Below are 23,278 nucleotides of genomic sequence, written 5' to 3' on the forward strand. Positions count from 1 at the left end.
GATGAGCCGGCACGACGCGATCAAGCGGTTCCACGACGGCGGCGACGGGCTCGCCGACCTGATCGGTGAAAGCCAACCGGTCGGACTGCCGACGCCGGACACCGACGAGCCGATGGTCAGCCGGTCGATCCGGCTGCCGGTCGAGACCTACGAACGGATCCGGGCCGCGGCGGACGCGCGCGGCATGGGCGTGACGACCCTGATGCGGCAGTGGATCGAGGCCGGCCTGGCCGACCTCGACGACTCGGCGACGGTGTCGCTGGCCGACGTACGCCGGGCCCTGGCCGCCCTGGCCCAGCCGAACGCCGCCTGAACCGCCCGGCGCCCGGCGGCTACACCGGCCCGGCGGCCGGGTTTTCTCGGGTGCCGGGCGGTGTCAGCGGCCCAGTTCGGCGTAGCGACGCTCGGTCTGCTCCTTCTTCGGCCGCCACCAGGCCTCGTTCGCCCGGTACCAGGCGACGGTCTGCGCCAGCCCGTCCCGGAAGCTGGTGTAGACCGGCTTCCAGTCGAGTTCGGCGCGCAGCTTGCCCGGGTCGATCGCATAGCGCAGGTCGTGGCCGGGCCGGTCGTCGACCAGGTCGAACCAGTCGCGCGGGCGGTCGAGGAGTTCGAGCAGCTCGGCGACGACGGTCAGGTTGTCGACCTCACACTCCGCGCCGATCAGGTAGGTCTCGCCGATCCGGCCGCGTTCGAGGATCGCGAGCACCGCGCTGTTGTGGTCGTCGACGTGGATCCAGTCGCGCACGTTCTGCCCGGTGCCGTAGATCTTCGGCCGTACGCCGTCGATGATGTTGGTGATCTGCCGGGGGATGAACTTCTCGACGTGGTGGAACGGCCCGTAGTTGTTCGAGCAGTTCGAGATCGTCGCCCGGACGCCGTAGGACCGGACCCACGCCCGGACCAGCAGGTCGGCGCCGGCCTTGGTCGACGAGTAGGGGCTCGACGGGTGGTAGGCGGTGTGCTCGGTGAACCGGGCCGGGTCGTCGAGTTCGAGATCGCCGAAGACCTCGTCGGTCGAGATGTGGTGCAGCCGTACGTCGTGCCGGCGCACACTCTCCAGCAGGTGGTAGGTGCCGATGATGTTGGTCTCCACGAACGGCCACGGCTGCGCGACGGAGTTGTCGTTGTGCGACTCGGCGGCGAAGTGGACCACGGTGTCGACCCGGGAGACGAGGTCGTCGACCAGGGCGGCGTCGGTGACGCTGCCGGGCACGAACGTGATCTGGTCCTCGACGGCCGCGAGGCTGGTCCGGTCACCGGCGTAGGTCAGCGCATCGAGCACCGTCAGATCGACGCCGGGCAGGCGCTCGAGGGTCTGGTGTACGAAGTTCGCTCCGATGAAACCGGCTCCGCCGGTCACGAGCATCCGCATCGCGTCACGATAACACCGGCGCCGGAACGCCCGGTGTCTCGAACAGCCCTGCCCGGCCCTTGTGACAGCTATCGGCGCAACGCTTGACGACGGGTCGGCCGGGCGCCTCGACGGCGCCCCGGCCGGTGGCTCAGTCGGGTCCCTTGACGACCGCCGACGGTCCCGAACAGGTCGGGCAGGTCGTCCACACCTCCCGGGTCCGCCCGTCCATCACCGCCCAGCGCAACACCCGGCCGGCACCCAGACAGGTGTGGCACGGAGTGCGGCCCGACTCACCCCGCTCCCGCTCCGCCATGGCGAGAGCCTAGCGCCGTCCGCCGCACCGGGGTGCGGTCGCGCCGCGTCACCGCGCCGGGCCGGCCGCCTTCGCCGCCGCCTTCATCTGCTTCTTGTACTCCCGCACCTTGACCAGGCTCGCCGCGTCGACGATGTCGGCCACCGACCGCAGCGAGCCCTCCTCGCCGTAGACGCCGGCCGCCTCGCGCCAGCCGGCCGGCCGTACGCCGAACTGCTTGCCGAGCAGGGCGGTGAAGATCTGCGCCTTCTGCTTGCCGAAACCGGGCAGCGCGCCGAGCCGGCGCAGCAGGTCGGCACCGTCGGCCGCCCCGGTCCAGATCGCCGCCGCGTCACCGTCGTAGTCGTCGACGACGGCCCGGGCCAGCTTGCGGCTGCGTTCGGCCATCGATCCGGGGAACCGGTGGATCGCGATCGGGGTGGCGAAGATCCGGGCCAGGTCGTCGGCGTCGTGGTCGGCGATCGCCGCCGGGTCGAGCCGGGTCACCGCCAGCCGCTCCGCCAGCCGGTACGGCCCGATGAACGCCTTCTCGAGCGGGATCTGCTGGTCGAGGAGCATGCCGAGCAGCAGGGCGAACGGGTCGGCGGCGAGCATCTCGTCGGCGGCGGGCTCCTGCGCCAGATAGAGCTGCGACATGCGTACAGCCTGCCAGAACCGCCGGGCGGGCGGTGCGGTACGGCCGTCGGGACCGTCGATCCGGTGCCGGCGTACCGTCGGCCACCCGCGGCCGGCGGCGCCGGTCGCGGCCGGGAACCCGGGGGTGCCCGCCGGTCGATATTGTCGGCCCATGCCTGCGGGTTCAGACGACAACACCGTGGACCACCCCGGAACCGGCACCGACGACGACCGCCGGCGACGGCGGGCGCCGGGCTCGCTGGAGGGCGAGATCCTGGCGGTCCTGCACGACTCCGGCACGCCGCTGTCCCCCGGCGAGGTACGCGAACGGCTGGCCGCGCGCGACGACCACGAACTGTCGTACAGCGCGGTCGTGACGACCCTGTCCCGGTTGCACGCCAAGGGTGTGGTGACCCGCGGCCGCAGCGGCCGGGCCTACCGCTACGCCGCGCCGTCCGACCCGTCCGGGCTCGTCGCCTGGCGGATGAGCCGGCTGCTGGACGCCGAGGCCGACCACGCCCCGGCGCTGACCCACTTCATCTCGGGGTTGTCGGCCCGCGACGAGGAACTGGTCCGCCGGCTGCTGCTCGGCGACACCATCGGGGACGGGACGCCGGAGGGCGGACTACGAACAGGCGGCCCCGGGGCCGACGGGTGATCGGGCACCTGCTGCTGTCGGCGGGGCTGGCCCCGCTGGTCGGCGTCGCGGTGACGTACCTGCTCGTCGACAGGCTGCGACCGGCGGTCGCGACGGTCGCGTTCACCCTCGCGGCGGTGCTGCTGGCCCTGTCGAGCACGGTGACCGTGCTGACCGCCGCCGCGCACGCGGCGACCCGGTTGAGCGGAGGGCATCCGGTCGGCTGGGCGTCGTGGCTGGCGCTGGCCCTGCTGGTGGCGGGTGCCGGTGCCGTGGCGGTCGCGGCCCGCCGGGAGGCGGCGGGGCTGCGTTCGGCCCGGCGGGAGGCGGCGGGGCTGCCCGGCGACGACCGTCTGGTGGTGGTCGAGGACGACCGGCCGGCCGCGTTCACGTTGCCCGGCCGGCCCGGTCGCATCGTCGTGACCGACGGCATGCTGTCCGCGCTCGGCCCCGCCGAGCGGGCCGCGGTGCTGGCCCACGAGCAGGCGCATTTGACCGGCGCGCACCACCGCTGGCTGCTCGGCGTACGGCTGGCGGCGGCGGCCAATCCGCTGCTGCGCCCGGTCACGGCGCTGGTGGTGTACACGGTGGAGCGGTGGGCCGACGAGCGTGCCGCGGACGAGGCCGGCGGGCGGTCGGTGGTGGCCCGGGCGATCGGCCGGGTCGCGCTGGCCGGGCCGGCGGTGCCGGGCCGGACCACGGGCCGGCTGCACCTGTCGGTCGCCGGCTGGCCGGTGCCCCGGCCGGGGCCGGTGCCGCGCCGGATCGCCGCGCTGCTGCGGCCGGTGCCGGCCGGGCGGCACCTCACCCTGCTGGCCGCGCCGGCGCTCGTCGTGGCCGGATCGTGCTTCTGGACCGGTGAGGCGGTCGTCGATCTCGGGGAGTTCGTCCGGCTGTCGCGGGCCCGGGGCCGCTAGCGAGGGCACCCACCCCTGTTGCCTGAGGTTAGGCTCTGCTAACTTCTACATCGTTGTAAATGAGCCGGGCCCGGCTTTTCGCTTGCCGTGACGTTCTAAGGAGCACGCTGTGCCCACCTCTCCCCGGAAGGCCGCGCTCGCACTGGCGGCCGCCAGCCTCCTCGTGCTCGGGCTCGCCGCCTGCGGCGCCGAGGATGACGCTCCGGCGCAGGCCGAGACCCCGACCTCCGACAAGAAGATCACCGTCTACAGCGGCCGCAGCGAGTCGCTGGTCAAGCCGCTGCTGGAGCAGTTCACCCAGGCGACCGGGATCGCCGTCGAGACCCGGTACGGCAACACCGCCGCGATGGCCACCCAGCTTCTCGAAGAGGGCGACAAGTCCCCCGCCGACGTCTTCCTCGCCCAGGACGCCGGAGCGCTCGGTGCCGTCGCCAAGCAGGGCCTCTTCGCCACGCTGGACGGCGCGGTCACCGACAAGGTGCCGGCCGCCTACCGGGCCCGCAGCGGCCAGTGGGTCGGCGTCACCGCCCGCGCCCGGGTACTGGTCTACAACCCCGACCTGGTGCCCGAGGCCGACCTGCCCGCGTCGGTGTTCGACCTGACCGGGCCGGCGTGGAAGGGCAAGGTCGGCGTCGCCCCGACCAACGCCTCCTTCCAGACCTTCGTCACCGCGATCAAGGTGCAGCACGGCGAGGCGAAGGCCAAGGAATTCCTGGCCGGGCTCAAGGCCAACGACCCGCAGGTCCGCGACGGCAACGGCCCGATCCTCGACGAGGTCAACAGCGGCAAGCTCCCGGCCGGCCTGCTCAACCACTACTACCTCGGCGAACTGGCCAAGGAGCAGGGCACCACGCCGGACGGCCTGAAGGCCAAGCTGCACTTCTTCCCCGGCGGCGACAGCGGCGGCCTGGTCAACGTCTCCGGCGTCGGCGTGCTCACCAAGGCCGCGCAGGACCCGGACGTCAAGGCGTTCGTCGACTACCTGCTCGGCGCCGACGCGCAGAAGTACTTCGCCGAGCAGACCTACGAGTACCCGGTCGTGGCCGGCGTCGAGGGACCGGCCGGCGTACCGGCGCTGAGCAGCCTCACAGTGCCGGACATCGACCTCAACGACCTCGACGCGCTGGAAGCGACCATCGCGCTGATCAAGGAATCGGGACTCGTCCCCTGAGTACGACACTTCCGCCGACGGGGCGGGCGCGCGACAGCGCGCCCGCCCCGTCGGGCCTGCCCACGGCACCGGCCCCGCAGCCGCCGTACCGGCCCGTCCACCACCGCGTGGCCGCCGCCGTACGGCGGCTGGTGCCGCGTCCGGTCCTGTTCGGCACCGCCGTCCTCGCCGTCGCCGTCGCCCTGATCCCGGTCGTCTACCTCGGGGTACGCACCGCCGAGGCGGGCGGCGAACGGATCGCCGAGGAACTGTTCACCGCCCGGGTCGGGCTGCTCGCCCTGCGTACGCTCGGGCTCGCCGCCGTGGTCACCGCCGGCTGCCTGCTGCTCGGCGTCGGCTCGGCGTTCCTGGTCACCCGCACCGACCTGCCGCTGCGCCGGTTCTTCGGGGTGCTCGCCGCGCTGCCGCTGGCCGTGCCGACCTACATCGCCGGGTTCGCCTGGATCTCCACCGTGGACCGCTTCGAGGGGTTCTGGCCCGGCGCGCTGGTGCTGACCCTCTGCTCCTACCCGTACGTCTTCCTGCCGGTCGCCGCCGCGCTGACCGGCGCCGACCCGGCACAGGAGGAGGTGTCCCGGTCACTGGGGCGGGGCGCCTGGCGGACCTTCACCGACGTCACCCTGCGCCAGATCCGCCCCGCCCTGACCGGCGGCGGCCTGCTGGTCGCCCTCTACGTGCTCTCCGACTTCGGCGCCGCCTCGATCCTGCGCGTCGACACCTTCACCCGGGCCATCTTCATCGCCTTCGACCTCGGCTTCGACCGCACCGCCGCGCTCGTGCTGTCGACCGTGCTCGTCGTGCTCACCGTGCTGCTGCTCGCCGGGGAGAGCGCCACCCGGCGGCGCGGCGAACGCTACGCCCGGGTCGGCTCCGGCGCCCGCCGGCCACCGGTCCGGCTGCGGCTCGGCCGGGCCCGCTGGCCGGCCGTCGCCGTGCTGGCCGGCGTCGCCGCCCTCGCCCTCGGCGTACCCGCCGTCAGCCTCGCCCAGCGGATGGCCGCCGGCGTCTCCCGGCCCGGCTCGCTCGGCGAGATCGCCGTCGCCGCCGGCAACTCACTGTGGCTCTCGCTGGCCGGCGCCGCCCTCACCATGCTGCTCGCCCTGCCGATCGGCCTGCTCAGCGCCCGCGCCCCCGGCCCGCTGACCGGGCTGCTGGAACGGCTGAGCTATCTCACCCACGCCCTGCCCGGCGTCGTCATCGGCCTGTCGCTGGTGTTCTTCGGCATCAACGTCGCGTACCCGCTCTACCAGACCACCTGGCTGCTGGCCCTCGGCTACGCCGCGCTGTTCCTGCCACTGGCGGTCGCCGCCGTGGCCGGCGCCGCCGCGCAGGCACCGCCGATCCTCGAGGAGGTCGCCCGGTCGCTGGGTCGCGGGCCGGTGGCCGTACTGCGCACCGTCACGCTGCCGCTCACCCTGCCCGGCATCGGTGCCGGCGCCGCGCTGGTCTTCCTCACCTGCATGAAGGAACTGCCGGCCACTCTGCTGCTGCGCCCCACCGGCACCGACACCCTGGCCACCGAACTGTGGACCCACACGACCGTCAACGCGTACGCCGCGGCCACCCCGTACGCGGCCCTGCTGGTGCTGCTCTCCTCGGTGCCGACCTGGCTGCTCGCCGCCCGTAGCGGAATCCTCGAATCCGAAGGTGGGAGATGAAAGAGGCGCTGACCCTACGCGGGGTGGCCAAGAACTACGGCCCGGTCGCCGCGCTCGCCGGCGTCGACCTGACCGTGCCGGCCGGCACGCTGACCGCCGTACTCGGCCCGTCCGGCTGTGGCAAGACGACGCTGCTGCGCTGCGTCGCCGGCTTCGAACGGGTCGACACCGGCGAGATCCGGATCGACGGCACGGTGATCGCCGGCCCCGGCGCCCACCTGCCGCCGCAGCGCCGCCGGGTCGCCGTCGTCCCGCAGGAGGGCGCGCTGTTCCCGCACCTCTCGGTCGCCGGCAACATCGGGTACGGCCTCGACCGGGCCACCCGCCGCGGCGGCCGGATCGAGGAGGTGCTGGCCCTCGTCGGGCTCGCCGGCCACGGCGACCGGATGCCGCACCAGCTCTCCGGCGGGCAGCAGCAGCGGGTCGCGGTCGCCCGCGCCCTCGCCCCCCGGCCCTCGCTGGTGCTGCTCGACGAGCCGTTCAGCGCGCTCGACGCCGGACTGCGGGCCGAACTGCGGCACGACGTACGCGAGGCGCTGCGCGCCGACCGGGCAACCGGCATCCTGGTCACCCACGACCAGGGCGAGGCGCTGTCGACCGCCGACCAGGTCGCGGTGATGCGCGGCGGCCTGGTCGTCCAGTGCGCCGCCCCGGCGGCGGTCTACCGCGAACCGGCCGACCCCTGGGTGGCGGCCTTCGTCGGCGACGCCGTCCTGCTGCCGGCGGTCGTCGAATCCGGTGCCGCCCACACCGTGCTCGGCCCCGTGCCGCTCGCCGGCACCTTCGGGTCCGGCGCGGTGACCGTGCTGGTCCGTCCCGAGCAGGTACGCATCACCGCCCGCCCGGCCGCTTCCGTCCGCGACAGTTCCCCCGCAACCGGCACGGCGGCCGACGGTCCGCCAGCCGGCGGCGTGGCGGCCGGCGGCTCCGTGGCCGACGGCGCAGTCGACGGCTCCGTGGCCGGCGGCTCCGTGGGCGACCGTCCGGGAACGAATGGTTCGGTGCCCGGCGGTCCGGTGCCGGCGACGGTGTTGCGGCACGAGTTCCACGGTCACGACGCGCTGGTGGCGCTGCGGCTCGCCGACGGGACCCGGATCACGGCCCGGATCCTCGACGCCGGGACGCCGGTCGCGGTCGGCACCGATGTCACCGTGCACGTCGACGGCACCGCCCGTGCCTGGCCCGCCTGACTCCCCACGCCCGCCGGCCTTGGGCACCGGCCGGGGTCGGGGTTCGGGGTGATGCTGTTTCGGTTGACAGCGAATTCGGCGTATCCACAGCGAATTCGCTGTGGGCTCCGACAGTGACCCTGCCGCGCGGCAGTCGGGGAACCCGACCGGGGATCCCGATGATCGTCTGCTGTCCGGCCACACGACACGCCGGGTGGCGAGTGCGGAACAGCAGACGATCACGACGGCGCGCCACACGGCCGCGCGGCGTACAACCGTACGACGGCACCGGGCCGGTGGTCAGATCCAGCCGTAGCGGCGGGCGATCTTCGCGGCCTCGTGCCGGTTCGCCGCACCGACCTTGGTCGCCGCCGACGACAGGTAGTTGCGGACCGTGCCGGGTGACAGGGCGGCCCGGCGGGCGATCTCGTCGACCGGGGCACCGTCGGCCGCCAGCTCCAGCACGTCGGCCTCGCGCGGGGTCAGCGGGCTGTCACCGGCGCTGATCGCATCGGCGGCCAGCGCCGGGTCGACGTACCGGCCGCCGCCGTGGACCGTACGCACCACCTCGGCGAGCACCTCCGCGGAGACGGTCTTGGGCAGGAAGCCGCGTACTCCGGAGGCCAGGGCCCGCTTCAGGTGGCCGGGCCGCCCGTGGCTGGTGACGATCATCGACCGGCAGTCGGGCAGCTCGGTGAGCAGGGTGGCGGCGACGGTCACCCCGTCGATGTCGGGCAGTTGCAGGTCGAGCACGGCCACGTCGGGCCGCAGCGCCCGGGCCATCGACAGCGCCTCGCGGCCGGTCGCCGCCTCGCCGACGACGGTGAGATCGTCCTCCAGGCCCAGCAGAGCGACCATCGCGCCGCGGATCAGATGCTCGTCGTCGGCGAGCAGCACCCGGATCGGCCCGGCACCCGAACCGCCCACCGGACCGCCCAGCGCCGAACCGGCCGAACCGCCCACCGGACCGCCGTCGACGGCCGGACGGGGGCTCACGGCGCCACCGCCGCGCCGAGCGGCAGCCGGGCGGTCAGCCGGAACCGGCCGGGCGCCGCCGGGCCGGCGGACATCGTGCCGCCGACGGCGGCGAGCCGTTCGGCGAGCCCCTGCAACCCGCTGCCGAACTCGGCCGGCCGGCCGGCCGGCACCCCGTCGTTGTCCATGGTCAGCGTCACCGTCCCGGTTTTCCGCCCGTCGGTACGCAACGAGATCACGCACTCGTTCGCGTCGGTGTGCCGTAACACGTTCGTGGTGCCCTCGCGGACCACCCAGCCGAGCGTCGCCTGCGCGTCCGGCGGCAGGCCGGTCCCGTCGACCAGCACCTGGCAGTCGACGCCGGCCGCCGCGAGGACCGACCGGGCACCGGCCAACTCCGCCTCCAGATCCGGGCTGCGGTACCCGCGTACGACCTCGCGCACCTCGGTCAGCGACTCCTGCGCGATCCGGCGTACCTCGAGCATCTCGGTCACGGCCTCGGTTCGGCCGCGCGCGGCGAACTTCGCGGCCAGTTCGCTCTTCAGCGCCACCACCGACAGGTTGCGGCCGAGCACGTCGTGCAGGTCGCGGGCGAACCGCAGCCGCTCCTCGGCGACCGCGAGCCGGGCCTGGACCTGGCGGGACTGGTCGAGTTGCCACACGACGCCGAGCATCCACGCCGACAGCCGGAAGCTGACGTACCCGGCGACGAAGACGGCGACCAGGGCGATCGTGATTCCCACCGCCCGCTGTGGGGTGAGGCCGTCGGCCCGCCCGACGACGAAGGTGCACGGCACCCCGGCCAGCAGTGCGAGCAGGCTCACCCGGGGCGGCACGGCCGTCGACAGCGCCGCGTAGAAGTATCCGGCGAAGACCAGGAACGCCGCCGTCTTCGCCGGGCTCTCCTCCAACGTCGGCAGGAGCAGCAGCGCGAGCCCGGTGCCGGCCAGGGTGAGGACGCCGCCCGCGACGGCCAGCCCGACCGGACGCGGCCGGCGGCCCAGGTAACTGTCGAGCCCGGCCCGGGTCAGCAGCAGGCAGACGACGGCGTGCGCGACGCTCAGCACCAGGATCGGCAGGATCCGCCCGGCGTCGCGGACCGGGGACAGCACGGCGAGGACGACCAGCGGTTCGAAGCAGACGACGCTGTACATCGACAGGCGGGTGTAGAGGTCGAACCGCTCGGGCTGGCCGCGTCCCCGCCACCATCCGGTCAGGCTGCGCACCGGTATCCTCCCGTCCCCACCCGCGTGGCCGGCGGCGGCGTCCACCGACCACGTCCGAATCGTATGCGCCGGCCCGGGGCGCGCCGACCCGCGCCGGCGCGCCCCGGGACCGCCCCCGATCAGCGGCGCGGTTCCCAGCGGAACCAGCGGCGCATGCCGACCACGCCGAGCGCCGTCCAGCCGAGCAGGATCAGCAGCGGTACGACAGCCGGCCCGAACACCCCGGTGAAGCCCGTCGGGTCGGCGCCGGTCGTGGTTCCCAGCCAGCCCAGCCGGACGAGTTCGACGACCGGGGTGAGCGGCAGGAACGCGGCCACGTCGGCGAGCAGGTCCGGCATGCTCTGCAGGGGCAGGACCAGCCCGGAGCCGATCATGCAGACGACCAGGACCGGCATGGTGCTGATCTGGGCCATCTCCACGTTGCGGGTGAACGTCGACGACACGACCGCCAGCAGGACGAACAGCACGATGCCGCCCGCCAGGCCGACCAGCAGGACCGGCAGGTTCACCGGTACGGCCAGGTCGAGCAGGGCCGCGCCGGCGACGACCGCGAGCACCGCCTGCACCAGGGTGACGACCACCGCCGGCACGGCGGTGCCGGCGAGGATCTGCGCGTCGGTCATCTCCCCGGTGCGCAGCCGCTTGAGCACGAGTTCCTCACGCCGGGCCACGTACGTGGTGACCAGGTTGTAGTAGACGACGTACAGCAGTACGAAGCCGAGCAGGCCGGTCACCGCGAACGCCCCGGCGGACAGCCCGCCGGCGTCGATACCGAGGGAGGCCAGGAACCAGACGGTACCGATCGGCAGCAGCACCGCGGTGACGACGGCGGTGCGGTTGCGCCAGAGCAGGAGCATCTCCGTACGGCCGAGTCGGGTGATCCGGCGCAGGGCCCCGGTCATACCGCCACCTCCGGTGTGCGGGCCGCCGTACCGGCGGTCGTGGTGTTTGCCGTGGGGTCGGTGCGGTCGTCGGCGACCGCGAGGAACGCCTCCTCCAGCGACGCCGAGCGGGCGTCGAGGTTGGGCAGTTCGAGGTCGCGGGCGGCGGCCCAGCCGAGCAGGTCGGTCAGCGCCGCCTGGAGGGTGTCCGTCTGGAGGGTGACCCGCTGCCCGGTACGGCCGGTGGTCACCTTCGCGGCGTCGAGGTCGGGCCGCCGGCCGGACAGTGGCGGCAACTGCCGTACGTCGAGTCCGGCGGGCAGGTCGAAGCTGATCCGCGCCGGGCGGCTGGCCACCACGTCCGCGACGGTGCCGGTGGTGACGATCTCGCCCCGGTGCATGATCGCGAGCCGGTCGGCGAGTTCCTCGGCCTCTTCGAGGTAGTGGGTGGTCAGCACGACGGTGGTGCCGTCGACCAGCAGGGCCCGGACCAGCCGCCAGGTGTTGCGGCGGCTCTCGGGGTCCAGCCCGGTGGTCGGCTCGTCGAGGAAGAGCACCTCGGGCCGGCCGAGCAGGGCCAGCGCCAGGTCGAGCCGGCGGCGCTCGCCGCCGGACAGCTGCTTGACGACGGTCTTCTCCCGGTGCCGCAGGTTGACCATGTCGAGCGCCTCGCCGACGGGGCGGGGTCGGGTCAGCGTGCCGGCCCACATCTGGGCGGTCTCGGTCACCGTCAGGTCGGACGGGAAGCCGCCCTCCTGGAGCATGACGCCGATCCGGGGCCGGACCCGGGCCCGGTGCCGGACCGGGTCCAGGCCGAGGACGCGGACGCTGCCCGCGGTGGGCCGGTCGAGCCCTTCGACGAGTTCGAGGGTGGACGTCTTGCCGGCGCCGTTGGTGCCGAGCAGGGCGAACAGTTCGCCGGAGTCGACGGTGAAGGAGATGCCCCGGACCGCTTCGTAGCCCTTCGGGCCGCCATACCGGCGGCGCAGGTCGCGTACCTCGACCGCGGGGGATGTTGGCTTTTCCATGCGGTCCAGTCTTCGGCGTACGGCCCGCCGGGGGCAGTGCGCCGGCACACCGGTCCGGATGGATCGCGCACCGCTGCCCCATGACAAATCTCATGGGTCGGTGCCGCCCGCCGACGCGGGAGGCCGGGCCGGACCGCCCCGACAGCGGTCCGGCCCGGCCGGTCCTTCCCGCACCCGCCGCCCGGTCGGCGGCGGATCGCCCGGCTAACCGGCGAAGTCGCGGAACAGCAGCGAGGCCAGGGCCAGCGCCACCACCAGGTTGAAGACCGTGGCGCTGGCGAAGACGGCGATCGGCCGCCAGCCGGCCTCGCGCAGCGAGGAGACCCGGAACTCCAGGCCGATGCTGACGAACGCCAGGATCAGGAACCAGGTACGCAGGTCGTTCACGACCCCGATGACCGCCCGGCCGTCGCTGCCGGCGTTCCGCAGGTAGATCGTCGCGATCACCGAGGCGGCGATGAAGCCGAGCACGAACTTCGGGAACCGCCGCCACAGTTCGCCGGCGCCGGGCCGGGCCGAGCCGGCGGTCCGGTCCACCTTGTACGCGAAGTAGGCGGTGAGCGCGACCGCGACGACACCCATCAGGGCGTTCTGGGTGACCTTGACGATGCTGGCGATCTGGAGCGTCTCCTCGCCGGCGAGGGCGCCGGCCGCGGTGACCGCGGCGGTGGTGTCGATGTTGCCGCCGATCCAGGCGCCGGCCACCGCCGGGCTCAGCCCGAACACGCCGGCCAGCCACGGCAGGACGAAGATGGACGGCAGGGCGAAGAGGATGACCAGGCTGGCGGTGTACGCGAGCTGTTCCCGGCGGGCGCGGACCGCGCCGGCGGCGGCGATGGCGGCGCTGACGCCGCAGATCGACACCGCCGAGGCGAGCAGCGCGCGCAGCCGGTCGTCGAGCCCGAACCGGCCGGCGAGCCACCAGGTGAAGAGGAACACGGCGCTGATCAGCAGGATCGCCTGGGCGATGGCCGGGCCGGCCGCGCTGACGATGACCGACAGGTTGATCGACGCGCCGAGCAGCACCAGGCCGGTCTTGATGAAGAACTCGGTGCGGAACGCGACGGCGATCCGGTCCCGGATGCCGGTCACCGTGACGACGACGTTGCCGAGCAGGCCGAGCAGGATCGCGTAGACGGGGTATTCGACGGCGGCCGCCAGGTCCTCGACCGAGGTGCCCGCGAACCATTCGGGTACGCCCTGTTCGAGGTAGCGGGTGAGCGCGGCGAGCGCGAAGACCACCACCAGGCCGACGGCGGTCCAGGCCCAGAAGGCGCCGTCGCGTACGCCCCGGCCGGTCTTCGCCGTGGTCGGCAGGCCGGTTTCCGGCGCGGTGGTTTCCGGCGCGGTGGTCGGGGTGGTGACATCGGGGTCGGCCGGGCGGGTCGCGTCGGGGTCGGCCGGGCGGGTCGCGTCGGGGTCGGCGGGGCGGGTGGCGTCGGCGGTCATCAGGGCACCAGCCCGGTCGGGATGACGCCGAGCAGGACCAGGGCGAGCAGGACGAGCCCGAGGACCGTCGCCGCCCAGTCCTCGTTGAAGGCCAGCGTGCTCTCGGGTTGCGTCGGTGCCGGCTCGGGGGTGGGTCTGTCGTCACTCATTCGGGGGTCCTTCTTCGGGGTGGGCCACGGCCGTCCCACGGCGGTACGGGGGTGGGGCGAGGCGGGGGTGGCGTCGCCGGCACGCGGCGGGGGTCGCCACGGGGAGGAGCGCTGCCCATATTCCTACTTTCCCGATAGGAATATCAAGAGACTGTTCGCTATCTGGGACATGCCACCGGTTCGATCCCGCGCCCCGTTGGCCGGGTTGCCGCCCGCCACGCCGGGGCGAGCCGGCAGGATGGCAGGGTGACAGTCAACGACGCGCATCCCGTACCTCCGGCCCTGCTTTCTCCGGCCGGGATCGACCAACTACGCGACGCACTGACCACAGCCGGCTTCACCGCCGCCGGCATCGCCGAACGGCTGGGCCCACAGGCCGCGGCGGCGGCCGGGCGCAACGACCTGCGGGCCGCGCTGCGGCTGACCGGCGACCGCGACCCGCTGAGCACCCTGATCCGGCTCTTCGTGTGTGGGCAGACCGAACCCGAGGCCGCCGTCGAGGCCGCCCTCGCCCCGCTGCCGCTCGCCGAGGCGCGGGCCGCCGGCCTCGTCGAACGCTGGGGCGACGGGTTGCGGCAGGCCGTCGACCTGGAGCCGTACGGCTCCGACTGGTGGGTGCTGTCCGACGTGCCGGCGACGGCCCGACCCGGCCAGCCGCTGCCCGCCGACCACGTGCTCGGCATCGGCGGGGCGTCGACCACGCTCGCCGGTGCCACCGTCCGCCGCCCGGTCGGCACCGCCCTCGACCTCGGCACCGGCTGCGGCGTGCAGGCGCTGCACCTGGCCGGGCACGCCGACACGGTGACCGCCACCGACCTGTCCGTACGCGCGCTGCGGTTCGCCGCGACCACCGCGGCCCTCAACGGGCAGAAGTGGGAACTGCTCCAGGGCGACCTCGTCTCCCCCGTGGCCGGCCGGCGCTTCGACCTGGTGGTCAGCAACCCGCCGTTCGTGGTCGGGCCGGGCACCGCCACGCACATCTACCGCGACTCCGGCCGGGCCGGCGACGGCGTCTGCGCCGAACTGGCCGCCGCCGCACCCGGCCTGCTCGCCGAGGGCGGCACGATGCAGTACCTGGCCAACTGGGTGCACGTCGGCGGCGAGGACTGGACCGAACGGGTCGCCGGCTGGTTCGCCGGCACCGGCCTGGACGCCTGGGTCGTGCAGCGCGAGGTCGCCGACCCGATGGCGTACGTCAGCCTGTGGCTCGCCGACGCCAGCGAGGACGCCGACCCGCACCGGGCCGCCGCGTGGCTGGACTGGTTCGACGCGCACAAGGTGGAGGCGGTCGGCTTCGGGCTGATCACCCTGCGCCGCAGCGGCCGCACCGATCCCGTCGTACGCGTCGAAGACCTGCGCCAGCAGGTCGAGCAGCCGCTGGGCGAGCAGGTCGCGGCCTGGTTCGGCCGGCAGGACTGGCTGCGCGACCGCGACGCCGAGCGGTTGCTGTCGACCCGCTACCGGGCGGCGGACGGCCTGGTGCTGCGTCAGGAGGCGACGATGGGCGACGAGGGCTGGGCGGTGGACCGGCAGGTCCTGACCATGCGCGACGGCCTGCGCTGGAGCGAGGAGGTCGACCCGCTGGTGCTCGCGCTGGTCGGCGGCTGCGACGGTTCGGTGCCACTGCGCGACCAGCTCGCGCTGCTGGCGCTGGCGCACGAGGTCACCGAGGACGACCTCGCCGAGGCGGCCCTGCCGATCGTCGCCCACCTGGTCGAGCGCGGTGTCGTGGCACCGGCCGGCGACGGGGCCGGACCGGTCGGCGGCGTGATCGGTGGCACGGCCGGTGGCGTGACCGCGCCGGTGCGGGGCTGACCGCCGTGCGGGCACTGGTGCAGACGGTGAGCCGGGCCAGCGTGACGGTCGACGGCGAGGTGGTCGGCGCGGTCGACGACGGGCTGCTGGTGCTGCTCGGGGTCACCCACGGCGACACCGCGGCGACCGCGGACACGATGGCGCGCAAGGTGTGGGAGCTGCGGATCCTCGACGACGAGCGGTCGGCCGCCGACGTCGGCGCGCCGGTGCTGGTGGTCAGCCAGTTCACCCTCTACGGCGACGCGCGCAAGGGGCGGCGGCCGAGTTGGACGGCGGCGGCACCGGCCGGGGTCGCCGAGCCGCTGGTGACCGCGTTCGCCGAGGCGTTGCGGCAGCGCGGCGCCAAGGTGGAGACCGGCCGGTTCCGGACGCACATGCTGGTCGAGAGCGTCAACGTCGGCCCCCGTACGGTCCTCCTGGAACTCTGACCGCCCATGATCGCCGTGATCAGGGAGTACGTCGTGCGGGTCGCCGGTGTGTCGACCCGCACGGTCCCTGATCACGGCGATCTTGGCGCCGGACCCGGCGTGGGTCAGAAGAACAGGCCGCGCTTCTGGGCCGACTGGCGCAGCCAGGCGTCGAGCTGCGCGACCCAGTCGGTGTGCTCGGCCTGCGCGTAGTCGACGGTGAACCGACCGAACGCGTCCTGGCCCTCGGTGAACAGGCCGCCACGCTTGTCGATCTCCAGCACCACCTGGAGGAAGTGCGGGGTGGCGAGGAACGTCACCTCGAGCTGGTTGAGGGCGCTGGCGTACTGCGGCGCCGGGTAGAACTCGATCTCCTGGTAGAACGGCAGCGTCTGCTCGACACCGTAGATCCGGCCGCTCTCCACGTCCGCCCGGGAGAACCGGAAGCCGAGCCGGGCGATCGCCTCCAGGATCCGCTCCTGCGCGGGCAGCGGGTGGATCGCCACCGGGTCCAGGTCGCCCTTGTCGACGGCGCGGGCCACCTCGAGCTCGGTACGCAGGCCCATCGTCATCCCGTGCAGCCGCTGCCCGTAGATGTCGGTGATCGGGGTCTCGAACGGGACGTCGAACCGGAACGGGATGTCGAAGCGCTGCCCGCTCTCCAGCCGGAACGGGCCGGTCAGCCGCTGCCGGTGGAACTCCTTGGTCGTCTCGTACTCGCTGTCGCCGCTCTCGACCTCGACGCGGGTGGACAGCGCGAGGGTGACGGCCTCGATGTCGGTGGCGTGGTCACCGCCGACGACGTGCACCTGACCCTCCAGGTATCCGCCGGGACGGGCGTTGGGGTTGCCGAGAACCGTCTCGACGGAGGGTCCGCCCACGCCGAACGCCTGCATCATCCGCTTGAAGACCACGACGTCCTCCGTTGCCTTTCGTCCATTGGCCGCAGGGGTGTCTGACTGGCCGCTGGATGGCACACTAACCGCCGCCGGCAAGACGCGACTGTCGGGTGACCGGCTCACATTCCTCCCAAACCGGCGCTAACCACCACCGGGGTCCCCTAGTGGTCTACCGGATTCATGCCACCTGCGTCCCGCCTCACCCCCGCTTCACGCCTCGACGACCAAGCTGTTCCTCACCAGCGCGATCCCGCCGCTGGGAAAACCGCACCACATGTCGACGCGGGGAGGCGACTGAAGGTGGTTCTGGACATGACGAAAACCGAGATCGACCCGGCCGCGACGGCCCGTCCCACTCTTGACACGACCGCCGACGACGCCCCCGGCGACACCCTGACCGACCTCGACGCCATCGACGAACGCGGCGTCTCCGCCGACCTCGTCCGCGCCTACCTCAACGGCATCGGCCGGACCAAGCTGCTCACCGCGGTGCAGGAGGTCGAACTCTCCAAGCGGATCGAGGCCGGCCTCTACGCCGACGAGAAGCTCGGCGGCACGTCCGTCCCGGCCGACCTGCGCGCCGAGTTGGAGATCATCGTCGCCGAGGGCCAGGCGGCCAAGAACCACCTGCTCGAGGCCAACCTCCGGCTGGTGGTCAGCATCGCCAAGCGCTACACCGGGCGGGGCATGGCCTTCCTCGACCTGATCCAGGAGGGCAACCTCGGCCTGATCCGCGCCGTCGAGAAGTTCGACTACACCAAGGGCTACAAGTTCTCCACCTACGCCACCTGGTGGATCCGCCAGGCCATCACCCGCGCCATGGCCGACCAGGCCCGCACCATCCGCATCCCGGTGCACATGGTCGAGCAGGTCAACCGGATGGTCCGGGCCCGCCGCGACCTGTCGACCACCCTCGGCCGGGAACCCACCGTCGGCGAGGTCGCCAAGGCGATGGGCGTGCCGGAGTTCCAGGTGATCGAACTGATCTCCTACGACCGCGAGCCGGTCAGCCTCGACCAGGCCGTCGGCGAGGACGGCGAGAGCGCGCTCGGCGACTTCGTCGCCGCCGTCGACCCGCGCGAGGAGCCCGGCGACGCGGTCTCCCGGGGCATGCTGCGCAACGAGGTCGACGTCGTGCTCGCCACCCTGTCCCAGCGCGAGCAGGCGGTGATCCGGCTGCGGTTCGGCCTCGACGACGGCCGCCAGCGCACCCTCGACGAGGTCGGCCGCGAGTTCGGGCTCTCCCGGGAGCGGATCCGCCAGATCGAGAAGGTGACGCTGCTCAAGCTGCGCCACCCGTCGCGCGCCGAACGACTCGAGGCGTACGCGAACTGAGACGCCGCCACGGCCGGCCGTGTCCATCACGGCCGGCCGTACGCGCGTTCGGGCTACTGCCAGATGCGCCGGCACTGCACGGCGAGCCGTTCCGTCGCCACCCCGTACACGTCGACGACGCTCACCGAGATCGCGTAGAACTGGCCGACCTGAGCACGGCACCGGCGAACAGGGTGCCGAGGAAGCCGCCGGTCCGCTTGGCGGTGCGTGACGAGCGCATTCGATCTCCTCTTCGGACGGCCGACCGGAACCCGGAGATATTGATCGACAGTTGTCGATGTCGATCGTCACGATGCCGCATCCACACCGGGACGGGCAAGCTGTGCGGTGCCCGAATCGGCGGTCCCCGCGCAACCGGTCTACAGCCGGCGGGGGCCGGTGTCGGGGCGTACGGCGGACGGGGCGATCCGCACCTGCGCGTCCAGGACCGACAGTCCCGACGTACGCGCCAGCACCGGGTTGAGCCGCAGCGACCGGATCCGCGGATGGTCGTCGACCAGCCGGCCCACCCGTTGCAGCAGCTCGGCGAGGGCGGCCCGGTCGACCGGTTCGGTGCCCCGGTAGCCGTGCAGCAGCGGCGCCGCCCGTGGCTCGTCGACCAGGGCCAGCGCGTCGGTGTCGGTCAGCGGCGCGGCCCGCCAGGCCCGGTCGCCGAGCAGCTCGGTCGCCACCCCGCCGAGCCCGAAGCCGACCACCGGCCCGAACGCCGGGTCTTCGACAGTCTCCACGACGCACGCCACCCCGGGCGGCACCATCGGCTGGACCAGCACCTCGGCACCGAACCGGCCGGCCATCTCGACGTAGGCACGCCGGACCGCGTCGGCGTCGGGAAGATCGAGCCGTACCGCCCCGAGATCGAGCCGGTGCCGCAGCCCACCGCCGGCCGCCTTCAGGACCACCGGGAAGCCGATCCCCTCGGCGACCCGTACGGCCGCGTCGGCGGACGCGGCCAGCTCGACGCGGACCAGTTCGATCCCGTACGCCGCGAGCAGGTCGGGCACCGCTCCCCCGGCGTCGAGCACCGCCGCCGCCCGCCGCCGGTCGATGCCGTCGAGAGCGGACAGCACCCCGGGCGGCTGCCGCAGCCAGTCGGCGTAGGCGACCACCCGGGCCAGCGCCCGGACGGCCTCCTCGACCGACGGGTAGGACGGCACCCCGTCCGGCAACCGACCGGCGAGGAACGTCGCGACGGTCGGCCGGTCGCCGGCCAGCGCCACGCTGGCCAGCGCGGAGGCGAAGTCGGTGTCCTCGTCGGGCAGTTGGCCGGGCAGCGGCGGGGCGAAGACCACCACCAGGGCGTCGACGTCCGGGGCGACCGCGGCGTCGGCGAGCGCGTCGGCGAAGTCGTGTGCGCTCGCCCGCGGCCCGACGTCGGCCGGGTAGCCGTCGGCGACGGTGAGCCCGAGCGCCCGGCACGCCGTCGCGGCGAGCCCGGCCAGTGCCGAGGAGTTGGTGACGATGCCGACCCGGCGACCGGCCGGCAGCGGCTGCTTGGCCAGCAGGACGCCGACGTCGAACAGTTCGGCGACGGTGTCGACCCGGATCACGCCGGACCGGGCGAACAGCTCGGTCACCGCCGCACCGTCCGGCCCGGCGGGACCGACGCCGACGTCGATGACCGGGTCGGCAGGACCGGCGCCGACGCCGGTGGCCGGGCCGCGGGCCGGGGAGGCGAGGGCGACGATCGGCTTCGTCCGGCCGATCCGCCGGGTCAGCCGGGCGAACTTGCGCGGGTTTCCGAACGTCTCCAGGTAGAGCAGGATCACGTCGGTGCCGGGATCGTCCTGCCAGTACTGGAGCAGGTCGTTGCCGGAGACGTCGGCACGGTTGCCGGCCGACACGAAGCTCGACAGGCCCAGCGCCCGCCGGTCGGCCTCGGCCAGCAGCGCCACCCCGAACGCGCCGGACTGGCTGAAGAAGCCGGTGCGCCCCGCCACCGGCAGCCGCGGGGCGAGCGTGGCGTTGAGGCGTATCCGCTCGTCGGTGTTGGCGATCCCCAGACAGTTCGGGCCGACCACCCGCATGCCGGCCGCGTATGCCGAACGGGTCAGCTCGCGCTGCGCGGCCGCGCCGTCCGGGCCGGCCTCGGCGAAACCGGCCGAGAGGACGACCAGCCCGTGCACGCCGGCCGTGGCCGCGTCGGCGACGGCGGACGGCACCACGTCCGGCGGCACCGCCACGACGGCGATGTCGACCGGGACGCCCGCCGTGACGGCCGACGGGTGCGCCGGCAGCCCGCCGACGGTGGCCGCCGACGGGTGCACCGGCACCACCGCACCGGTGAAGCCGCCGTCGCGCAGGTGCCCGAGTACGGCCGCCCCGATGCCCTGACCGGTCGCGCTGGCGCCGTACACCACGACACCGCGCGGGGCGAGCAGCCGGGCGATCGACCGCGCCTCGGTGCTGTGCTCGCGCCCCCACTGCACCTCCAGCGACTGCTCGGTGGGAGCGATCGGGAAACTGAGATGCACCACACCGTCGGCGTATTCGCGCTGGATCTGGTAGCCGGCGTCGGAGAAGACCCGCAGCATCGCGGCGTTGACCGGCAGAACCTCGGCGACGAACCGGCGCATCCCGGCCTCCCGCGCGGCGGCGGCGAGATGCTCCAGCAGCACCGACCCGATGCCCCGGCCCTGGTGGGCGTCCTCCACCACGAACGCGACCTCGGCGTCGCCGGCCGCCGGCCCCAACCGCTCGTAGCGGCCGACCGCCACGATCCGGTCGCCGGACACCACCACGAACGCCTCCCGGTCGTGGTGGTCGACGTGGACGAACCGGTGCAGGTCACGCTCGGGGATGCGGGGATAGGGCGAGAAGTAGCGCAGGTAGCGGGTGCGCTCGGAGAACCGCGAGTGCATGGCCACGATCGCGGCGGCGTCGTCGGGCGTGATCGGGCGCAGGTGCGCGGTCGTGCCGTCACTGAGCAGCACGTCCGCGGAACGGTCGGTGCCGGCCACCGGTCAGTCCCTCGGGTCGTGCGGATCCAGGCCGTGCAACGGGAACACGGCCCGGCGGGTGGCCATCACGGCCCGGTCGACGGCATCGGGCTCGCCGGTCGGCTGCCACGGCTCGAACCGCACGTCGGCATCGTCGGTCATCCGGATCGGCACGTCGCTGCCCGGCCGGCGGGTCAGCGCCAGCGTCCGCCAGCTGGCCGGGGTCAGCGTGGCCGGGTCGATCGGCTCGCCGGTGGCCGTCGCCAGCAGGTGCGTCCACGTCCGTGGCACCACCTCGACGAGCGCGTATCCGCCGCCGCCGGTCGCCACCCAGCGGCCGTCGCACAGCTCGTCGGCCAGGGCCCGCATCGCCAACTGGGCGGCCCGCTGCCCGTCGACGGACAGCCGCAGATCGGCCAGCGGATCGGCCCGGTGGCTGTCGGCGCCGCACTGGCTCACCAGGATCTGCGGCCGGAACGCGCGCAGCACCGAGGGCACCACCGCGTCGAAGGCGCGCAGCCATGCCACGTCACCGGTGCCCGGCGGCAGGGCCAGGTTGACCGCGCTGCCCTCGGCGCCCGGCCCGCCGGTCTCGTCGGGGAAGCCGGTGCCCGGGAACAGCGCCAGCGGGGTCTCGTGCACGCTGACGGTGAGCACCCGCGGGTCACGGTAGAAGATCTCCTGCACCCCGTCGCCGTGGTGCACGTCGATGTCGACGTAGGCCACCCGCTCGGCGCCGAGGTCGAGCAGGCGGGCGATGGCGACCGCCGGGTCGTTGTAGACGCAGAAGCCGGCGGCGCGACCGGGCATGGCGTGGTGCAGCCCGCCGGCGACGCTGACCGCGCGGCGGGCCCGGCCGAGCCAGACCGCCTCGGCGGCGGTGAGGGTGGCGCCGGCGATCAGCGCGCTCGCCTCGTGCATCCCCTCGAAGACCGGGTTGTCGCTGGTGCCCAGGCCGTAGCCGGAGAAGAAGGGGTCGTGCGGCGCGGCGCGCACGGCGTGCAGGTAGTCGGCGCGGTGCACCCGGGTCAGCGCGGCGTCGTCGGCCGGTTTCGGCGCCGCCACCGTCACCCCGGGACGGTCGAGCACGCCGAGGTCACGGGCCAGTGCCATGGCCAGCTCGACCCGCACCGGGTCGAGCGGATGGTCACCAAGGTCGTAGGACAGCAGGGCGTCGTCCCAGACCACCAACGTCTCGCACCGGTCGGCCGTCGCCCGGCCGGCCGACGTGCCACCACTCACCGACGTGCCGCCATTCGCCGACCTGCCGCCATTCGCCGACGTGCCCTCTCCGACATGCCGCCATCGTCGCACGCCGGCCGGCGGCCGGCCGGTCGCCCGGCGTCGATCAAGGCCGCCCGGTCCCGGCATTGGCCAAGGCGGCCGGTCCCGGTGGCGACCGGGGCGGCCGCGGCCCGGCCGCCGGCTCAGTCCGGTCCGTCGCCCGTCGCGACCGGGCGGGCCGGGTCGGTCACCCACCCGCTCCACGACCCGACGTAGAGCGCGGCGTCCGTCCGGCCGGCCCGGTGCAGCGCCAGCACGGTGTGGGCGGCGGTCACCCCGGACCCGCAGTACGCGCCGACGCGTACCCCGTCGGTGACGCCGACCCGCGCGAACCCGGCCCGCAGCGCGTCGGCGGGCCGTACCCGGCCGTCGGCGCCGACGTGCTCGGTCGTCGGGAGGTTGACGGCACCGGGGATGTGCCCGGCCACCGGGTCGACCGGCTCGGTCTCGCCCCGGTAGCGCGCCGGCACCCGGACGTCGATCAGCACGCCGTCACCGGCGAGCCGGGCCGCCGCCGACGCGTCGAGGACCGGCAGGCCACCCGGACGGACGGTGAAGTCGCCCGGCTCCGGCTCGGGCACCGCCGTCGTCACCGGCTCACCGGCCGCGACCCACGCCGCGAACCCGCCGTCGAGCACGCGTACGTCCTCGTGACCGGCCCACCGCAGCGTCCACCAGGCCCGGGCCGCGGCCTGGCCCTCCCCGCCGTCGTAGACCACGACCGGCCGCCCCGCCCCGATCCCGGCCGCGCGCAGCACCCCGGCCAGGGCCGCCGGGTCCGGCAGCGGGTGCCGACCGCCCGCGCCGGGCGGCCCGCACAGTTGCGTGTCGAGGTCGACGAAGACGGCACCGGGCAGGTGGCCGGCGGCGTAGTCGTCGCGGCCGGGCGGGCCGGCGAGCCGCCAGCGGACGTCGAGGACGACGGGCGGCCGGGCCGACCGGAGCGACGCGGCGAGGGCAGCCACGCCGACCAGGGGATCGATGGGTACGGACACGTCGAACAGTCAACACCATCAGGACCGCCGGCGCCCGTTCCGCAAGAGGCTGACGTCCTGTTTAT

The 23,278-nt window shown here is 74.0% G+C and carries 21 protein-coding genes and 1 pseudogene; 9 read left to right on the forward strand and 13 right to left on the reverse strand.

The features are described from left to right. Position 1 precedes the first annotated feature (1 nt). Entirely contained in the window at positions 2-313 is a 312-nt protein-coding gene (locus tag QCD66_RS28340) for a hypothetical protein (protein WP_357536078.1), read from the forward strand. A gap of 63 nt (positions 314-376) precedes the next feature. Here QCD66_RS28340 and rfbB read toward each other — a convergent pair whose 3' ends face one another. From rfbB to QCD66_RS28355, 3 genes are all read right to left on the reverse strand, one after another. Then, a complete protein-coding gene (rfbB, locus tag QCD66_RS28345) occupies positions 377-1,372 on the reverse strand; it encodes a dTDP-glucose 4,6-dehydratase (RefSeq protein ID WP_364207806.1) in 996 nt (331 codons plus the stop codon). Positions 1,373-1,502: 130 nt separating this feature from the next. Continuing rightward, on the reverse strand, positions 1,503-1,667 hold the full coding sequence (locus tag QCD66_RS28350; RefSeq protein WP_212816535.1) for a hypothetical protein: 165 nt from the start codon (positions 1,665-1,667) through the stop codon (positions 1,503-1,505). A 48-nt stretch (positions 1,668-1,715) separates the two neighbouring features. Then, on the reverse strand, positions 1,716-2,456 hold the full coding sequence (locus QCD66_RS28355) for an HhH-GPD-type base excision DNA repair protein (protein ID WP_375737255.1): 741 nt from the start codon (positions 2,454-2,456) through the stop codon (positions 1,716-1,718). Between QCD66_RS28355 and QCD66_RS28360 the strand changes: the two genes are divergently transcribed. From QCD66_RS28360 to QCD66_RS28380, 5 genes are all read left to right on the forward strand, one after another. Continuing rightward, positions 2,455-2,940: a BlaI/MecI/CopY family transcriptional regulator gene (locus QCD66_RS28360; RefSeq protein ID WP_375737256.1), complete on the forward strand. Its 486-nt coding sequence runs from the start codon at positions 2,455-2,457 to the stop codon at positions 2,938-2,940. The genes QCD66_RS28355 and QCD66_RS28360 overlap by 2 nt on opposite strands. Continuing rightward, on the forward strand, positions 2,937-3,836 hold the full coding sequence (locus QCD66_RS28365) for a M56 family metallopeptidase (RefSeq protein ID WP_407566860.1): 900 nt from the start codon (positions 2,937-2,939) through the stop codon (positions 3,834-3,836). The genes QCD66_RS28360 and QCD66_RS28365 overlap by 4 nt, the downstream gene beginning before the upstream one ends. Before the next feature lie 109 nt (positions 3,837-3,945). Then, a complete protein-coding gene (locus QCD66_RS28370) occupies positions 3,946-5,007 on the forward strand; it encodes an iron ABC transporter substrate-binding protein (protein WP_375734723.1) in 1,062 nt (353 codons plus the stop codon). A 107-nt stretch (positions 5,008-5,114) separates the two neighbouring features. Beyond that, complete coding sequence (locus tag QCD66_RS28375) at positions 5,115-6,665, forward strand: iron ABC transporter permease (protein WP_364207815.1); 1,551 nt, start codon at positions 5,115-5,117, stop codon at positions 6,663-6,665. Continuing rightward, complete coding sequence (locus QCD66_RS28380; protein ID WP_375734724.1) at positions 6,662-7,855, forward strand: ABC transporter ATP-binding protein; 1,194 nt, start codon at positions 6,662-6,664, stop codon at positions 7,853-7,855. The genes QCD66_RS28375 and QCD66_RS28380 overlap by 4 nt, the downstream gene beginning before the upstream one ends. 279 nt (positions 7,856-8,134) lie before the next feature. Here QCD66_RS28380 and QCD66_RS28385 read toward each other — a convergent pair whose 3' ends face one another. From QCD66_RS28385 to QCD66_RS28410, 6 genes are all read right to left on the reverse strand, one after another. Further along, entirely contained in the window at positions 8,135-8,761 is a 627-nt protein-coding gene (locus QCD66_RS28385) for a response regulator transcription factor (protein ID WP_357536065.1), read from the reverse strand. Between the two features lie 65 nt (positions 8,762-8,826). Next, positions 8,827-10,035, reverse strand: coding sequence for a sensor histidine kinase (locus tag QCD66_RS28390; RefSeq protein ID WP_375734725.1), 1,209 nt, complete (start codon positions 10,033-10,035; stop codon positions 8,827-8,829). Between the two features lie 119 nt (positions 10,036-10,154). After that, positions 10,155-10,937: an ABC transporter permease gene (locus QCD66_RS28395; RefSeq protein ID WP_364207820.1), complete on the reverse strand. Its 783-nt coding sequence runs from the start codon at positions 10,935-10,937 to the stop codon at positions 10,155-10,157. Further along, a complete protein-coding gene (locus tag QCD66_RS28400) occupies positions 10,934-11,944 on the reverse strand; it encodes an ABC transporter ATP-binding protein (protein WP_364207822.1) in 1,011 nt (336 codons plus the stop codon). The genes QCD66_RS28395 and QCD66_RS28400 overlap by 4 nt, the downstream gene beginning before the upstream one ends. Before the next feature lie 204 nt (positions 11,945-12,148). After that, positions 12,149-13,393 (reverse strand): YeiH family protein, encoded by a 1,245-nt coding sequence (locus QCD66_RS28405; protein ID WP_375734726.1) that lies wholly within the window; start codon positions 13,391-13,393, stop codon positions 12,149-12,151. Continuing rightward, on the reverse strand, positions 13,393-13,542 hold the full coding sequence (locus QCD66_RS28410) for a hypothetical protein (RefSeq protein WP_357536032.1): 150 nt from the start codon (positions 13,540-13,542) through the stop codon (positions 13,393-13,395). Before QCD66_RS28410 ends, QCD66_RS28405 begins: the two co-directional genes overlap by 1 nt. A 282-nt stretch (positions 13,543-13,824) precedes the next feature. On the opposite strand from QCD66_RS28410, the pseudogene QCD66_RS28415 reads away from it, so the two are divergent. Next, positions 13,825-15,288, forward strand: a pseudogene (locus QCD66_RS28415) (methyltransferase); the annotation flags it as partial. Between the two features lie 74 nt (positions 15,289-15,362). Further along, positions 15,363-15,785 carry a D-aminoacyl-tRNA deacylase gene (gene dtd / locus QCD66_RS28420; protein WP_364207826.1) on the forward strand — a complete coding sequence of 141 codons (423 nt, stop codon included), beginning with the start codon at positions 15,363-15,365 and terminating at the stop codon, positions 15,783-15,785. Between the two features lie 104 nt (positions 15,786-15,889). On the opposite strand, the gene QCD66_RS28425 is transcribed toward dtd, so the two are convergent. Further along, positions 15,890-16,678: a sporulation protein gene (locus QCD66_RS28425; protein WP_357536026.1), complete on the reverse strand. Its 789-nt coding sequence runs from the start codon at positions 16,676-16,678 to the stop codon at positions 15,890-15,892. A 297-nt stretch (positions 16,679-16,975) separates the two neighbouring features. Here QCD66_RS28425 and sigB point away from each other — a divergent pair, with 297 nt between their 5' ends. Beyond that, positions 16,976-17,998 (forward strand): RNA polymerase sigma factor SigB, encoded by a 1,023-nt coding sequence (gene sigB, locus QCD66_RS28430; protein ID WP_375734727.1) that lies wholly within the window; start codon positions 16,976-16,978, stop codon positions 17,996-17,998. 359 nt (positions 17,999-18,357) lie between these two features. On the opposite strand, the gene QCD66_RS28435 is transcribed toward sigB, so the two are convergent. The 3 genes from QCD66_RS28435 to QCD66_RS28445 form a co-directional block, all read right to left on the reverse strand. Then, positions 18,358-20,955, reverse strand: coding sequence for a GNAT family N-acetyltransferase (locus QCD66_RS28435; RefSeq protein WP_375734728.1), 2,598 nt, complete (start codon positions 20,953-20,955; stop codon positions 18,358-18,360). Between the two features lie 3 nt (positions 20,956-20,958). After that, positions 20,959-22,176, reverse strand: coding sequence for an acetoin utilization protein AcuC (locus QCD66_RS28440; RefSeq protein WP_375734729.1), 1,218 nt, complete (start codon positions 22,174-22,176; stop codon positions 20,959-20,961). Positions 22,177-22,361: 185 nt separating this feature from the next. After that, the gene (locus tag QCD66_RS28445; protein WP_375734730.1) at positions 22,362-23,213 is read right to left on the reverse strand and encodes a sulfurtransferase; all 852 of its coding nucleotides are present in this window, start codon (positions 23,211-23,213) and stop codon (positions 22,362-22,364) included. Positions 23,214-23,278: the final 65 nt, after the last annotated feature.

The organism is Polymorphospora sp. A560 (assembly GCF_045781765.1).
GTDB lineage: Bacteria > Actinomycetota > Actinomycetes > Mycobacteriales > Micromonosporaceae > Polymorphospora > Polymorphospora lycopeni.

Coding starts and splice junctions, on each gene's coding strand:
- QCD66_RS28380 (WP_375734724.1), top strand. CDS start 6,662: ATGAAAGAGGCGCTGACCCTACGCGGGGTGGCCAAGAACTACGGCCCG.
- QCD66_RS28350 (WP_212816535.1), bottom strand. CDS start 1,667: ATGGCGGAGCGGGAGCGGGGTGAGTCGGGCCGCACTCCGTGCCACACC.
- QCD66_RS28340 (WP_357536078.1), top strand. CDS start 2: ATGAGCCGGCACGACGCGATCAAGCGGTTCCACGACGGCGGCGACGGG.
- QCD66_RS28400 (WP_364207822.1), bottom strand. CDS start 11,944: ATGGAAAAGCCAACATCCCCCGCGGTCGAGGTACGCGACCTGCGCCGC.
- QCD66_RS28405 (WP_375734726.1), bottom strand. CDS start 13,393: ATGACCGCCGACGCCACCCGCCCCGCCGACCCCGACGCGACCCGCCCG.
- rfbB (WP_364207806.1), bottom strand. CDS start 1,372: ATGCGGATGCTCGTGACCGGCGGAGCCGGTTTCATCGGAGCGAACTTC.
- sigB (WP_375734727.1), top strand. CDS start 16,976: ATGACGAAAACCGAGATCGACCCGGCCGCGACGGCCCGTCCCACTCTT.
- QCD66_RS28410 (WP_357536032.1), bottom strand. CDS start 13,542: ATGAGTGACGACAGACCCACCCCCGAGCCGGCACCGACGCAACCCGAG.
- QCD66_RS28355 (WP_375737255.1), bottom strand. CDS start 2,456: ATGGGCCGACAATATCGACCGGCGGGCACCCCCGGGTTCCCGGCCGCG.
- QCD66_RS28360 (WP_375737256.1), top strand. CDS start 2,455: ATGCCTGCGGGTTCAGACGACAACACCGTGGACCACCCCGGAACCGGC.
- QCD66_RS28395 (WP_364207820.1), bottom strand. CDS start 10,937: ATGACCGGGGCCCTGCGCCGGATCACCCGACTCGGCCGTACGGAGATG.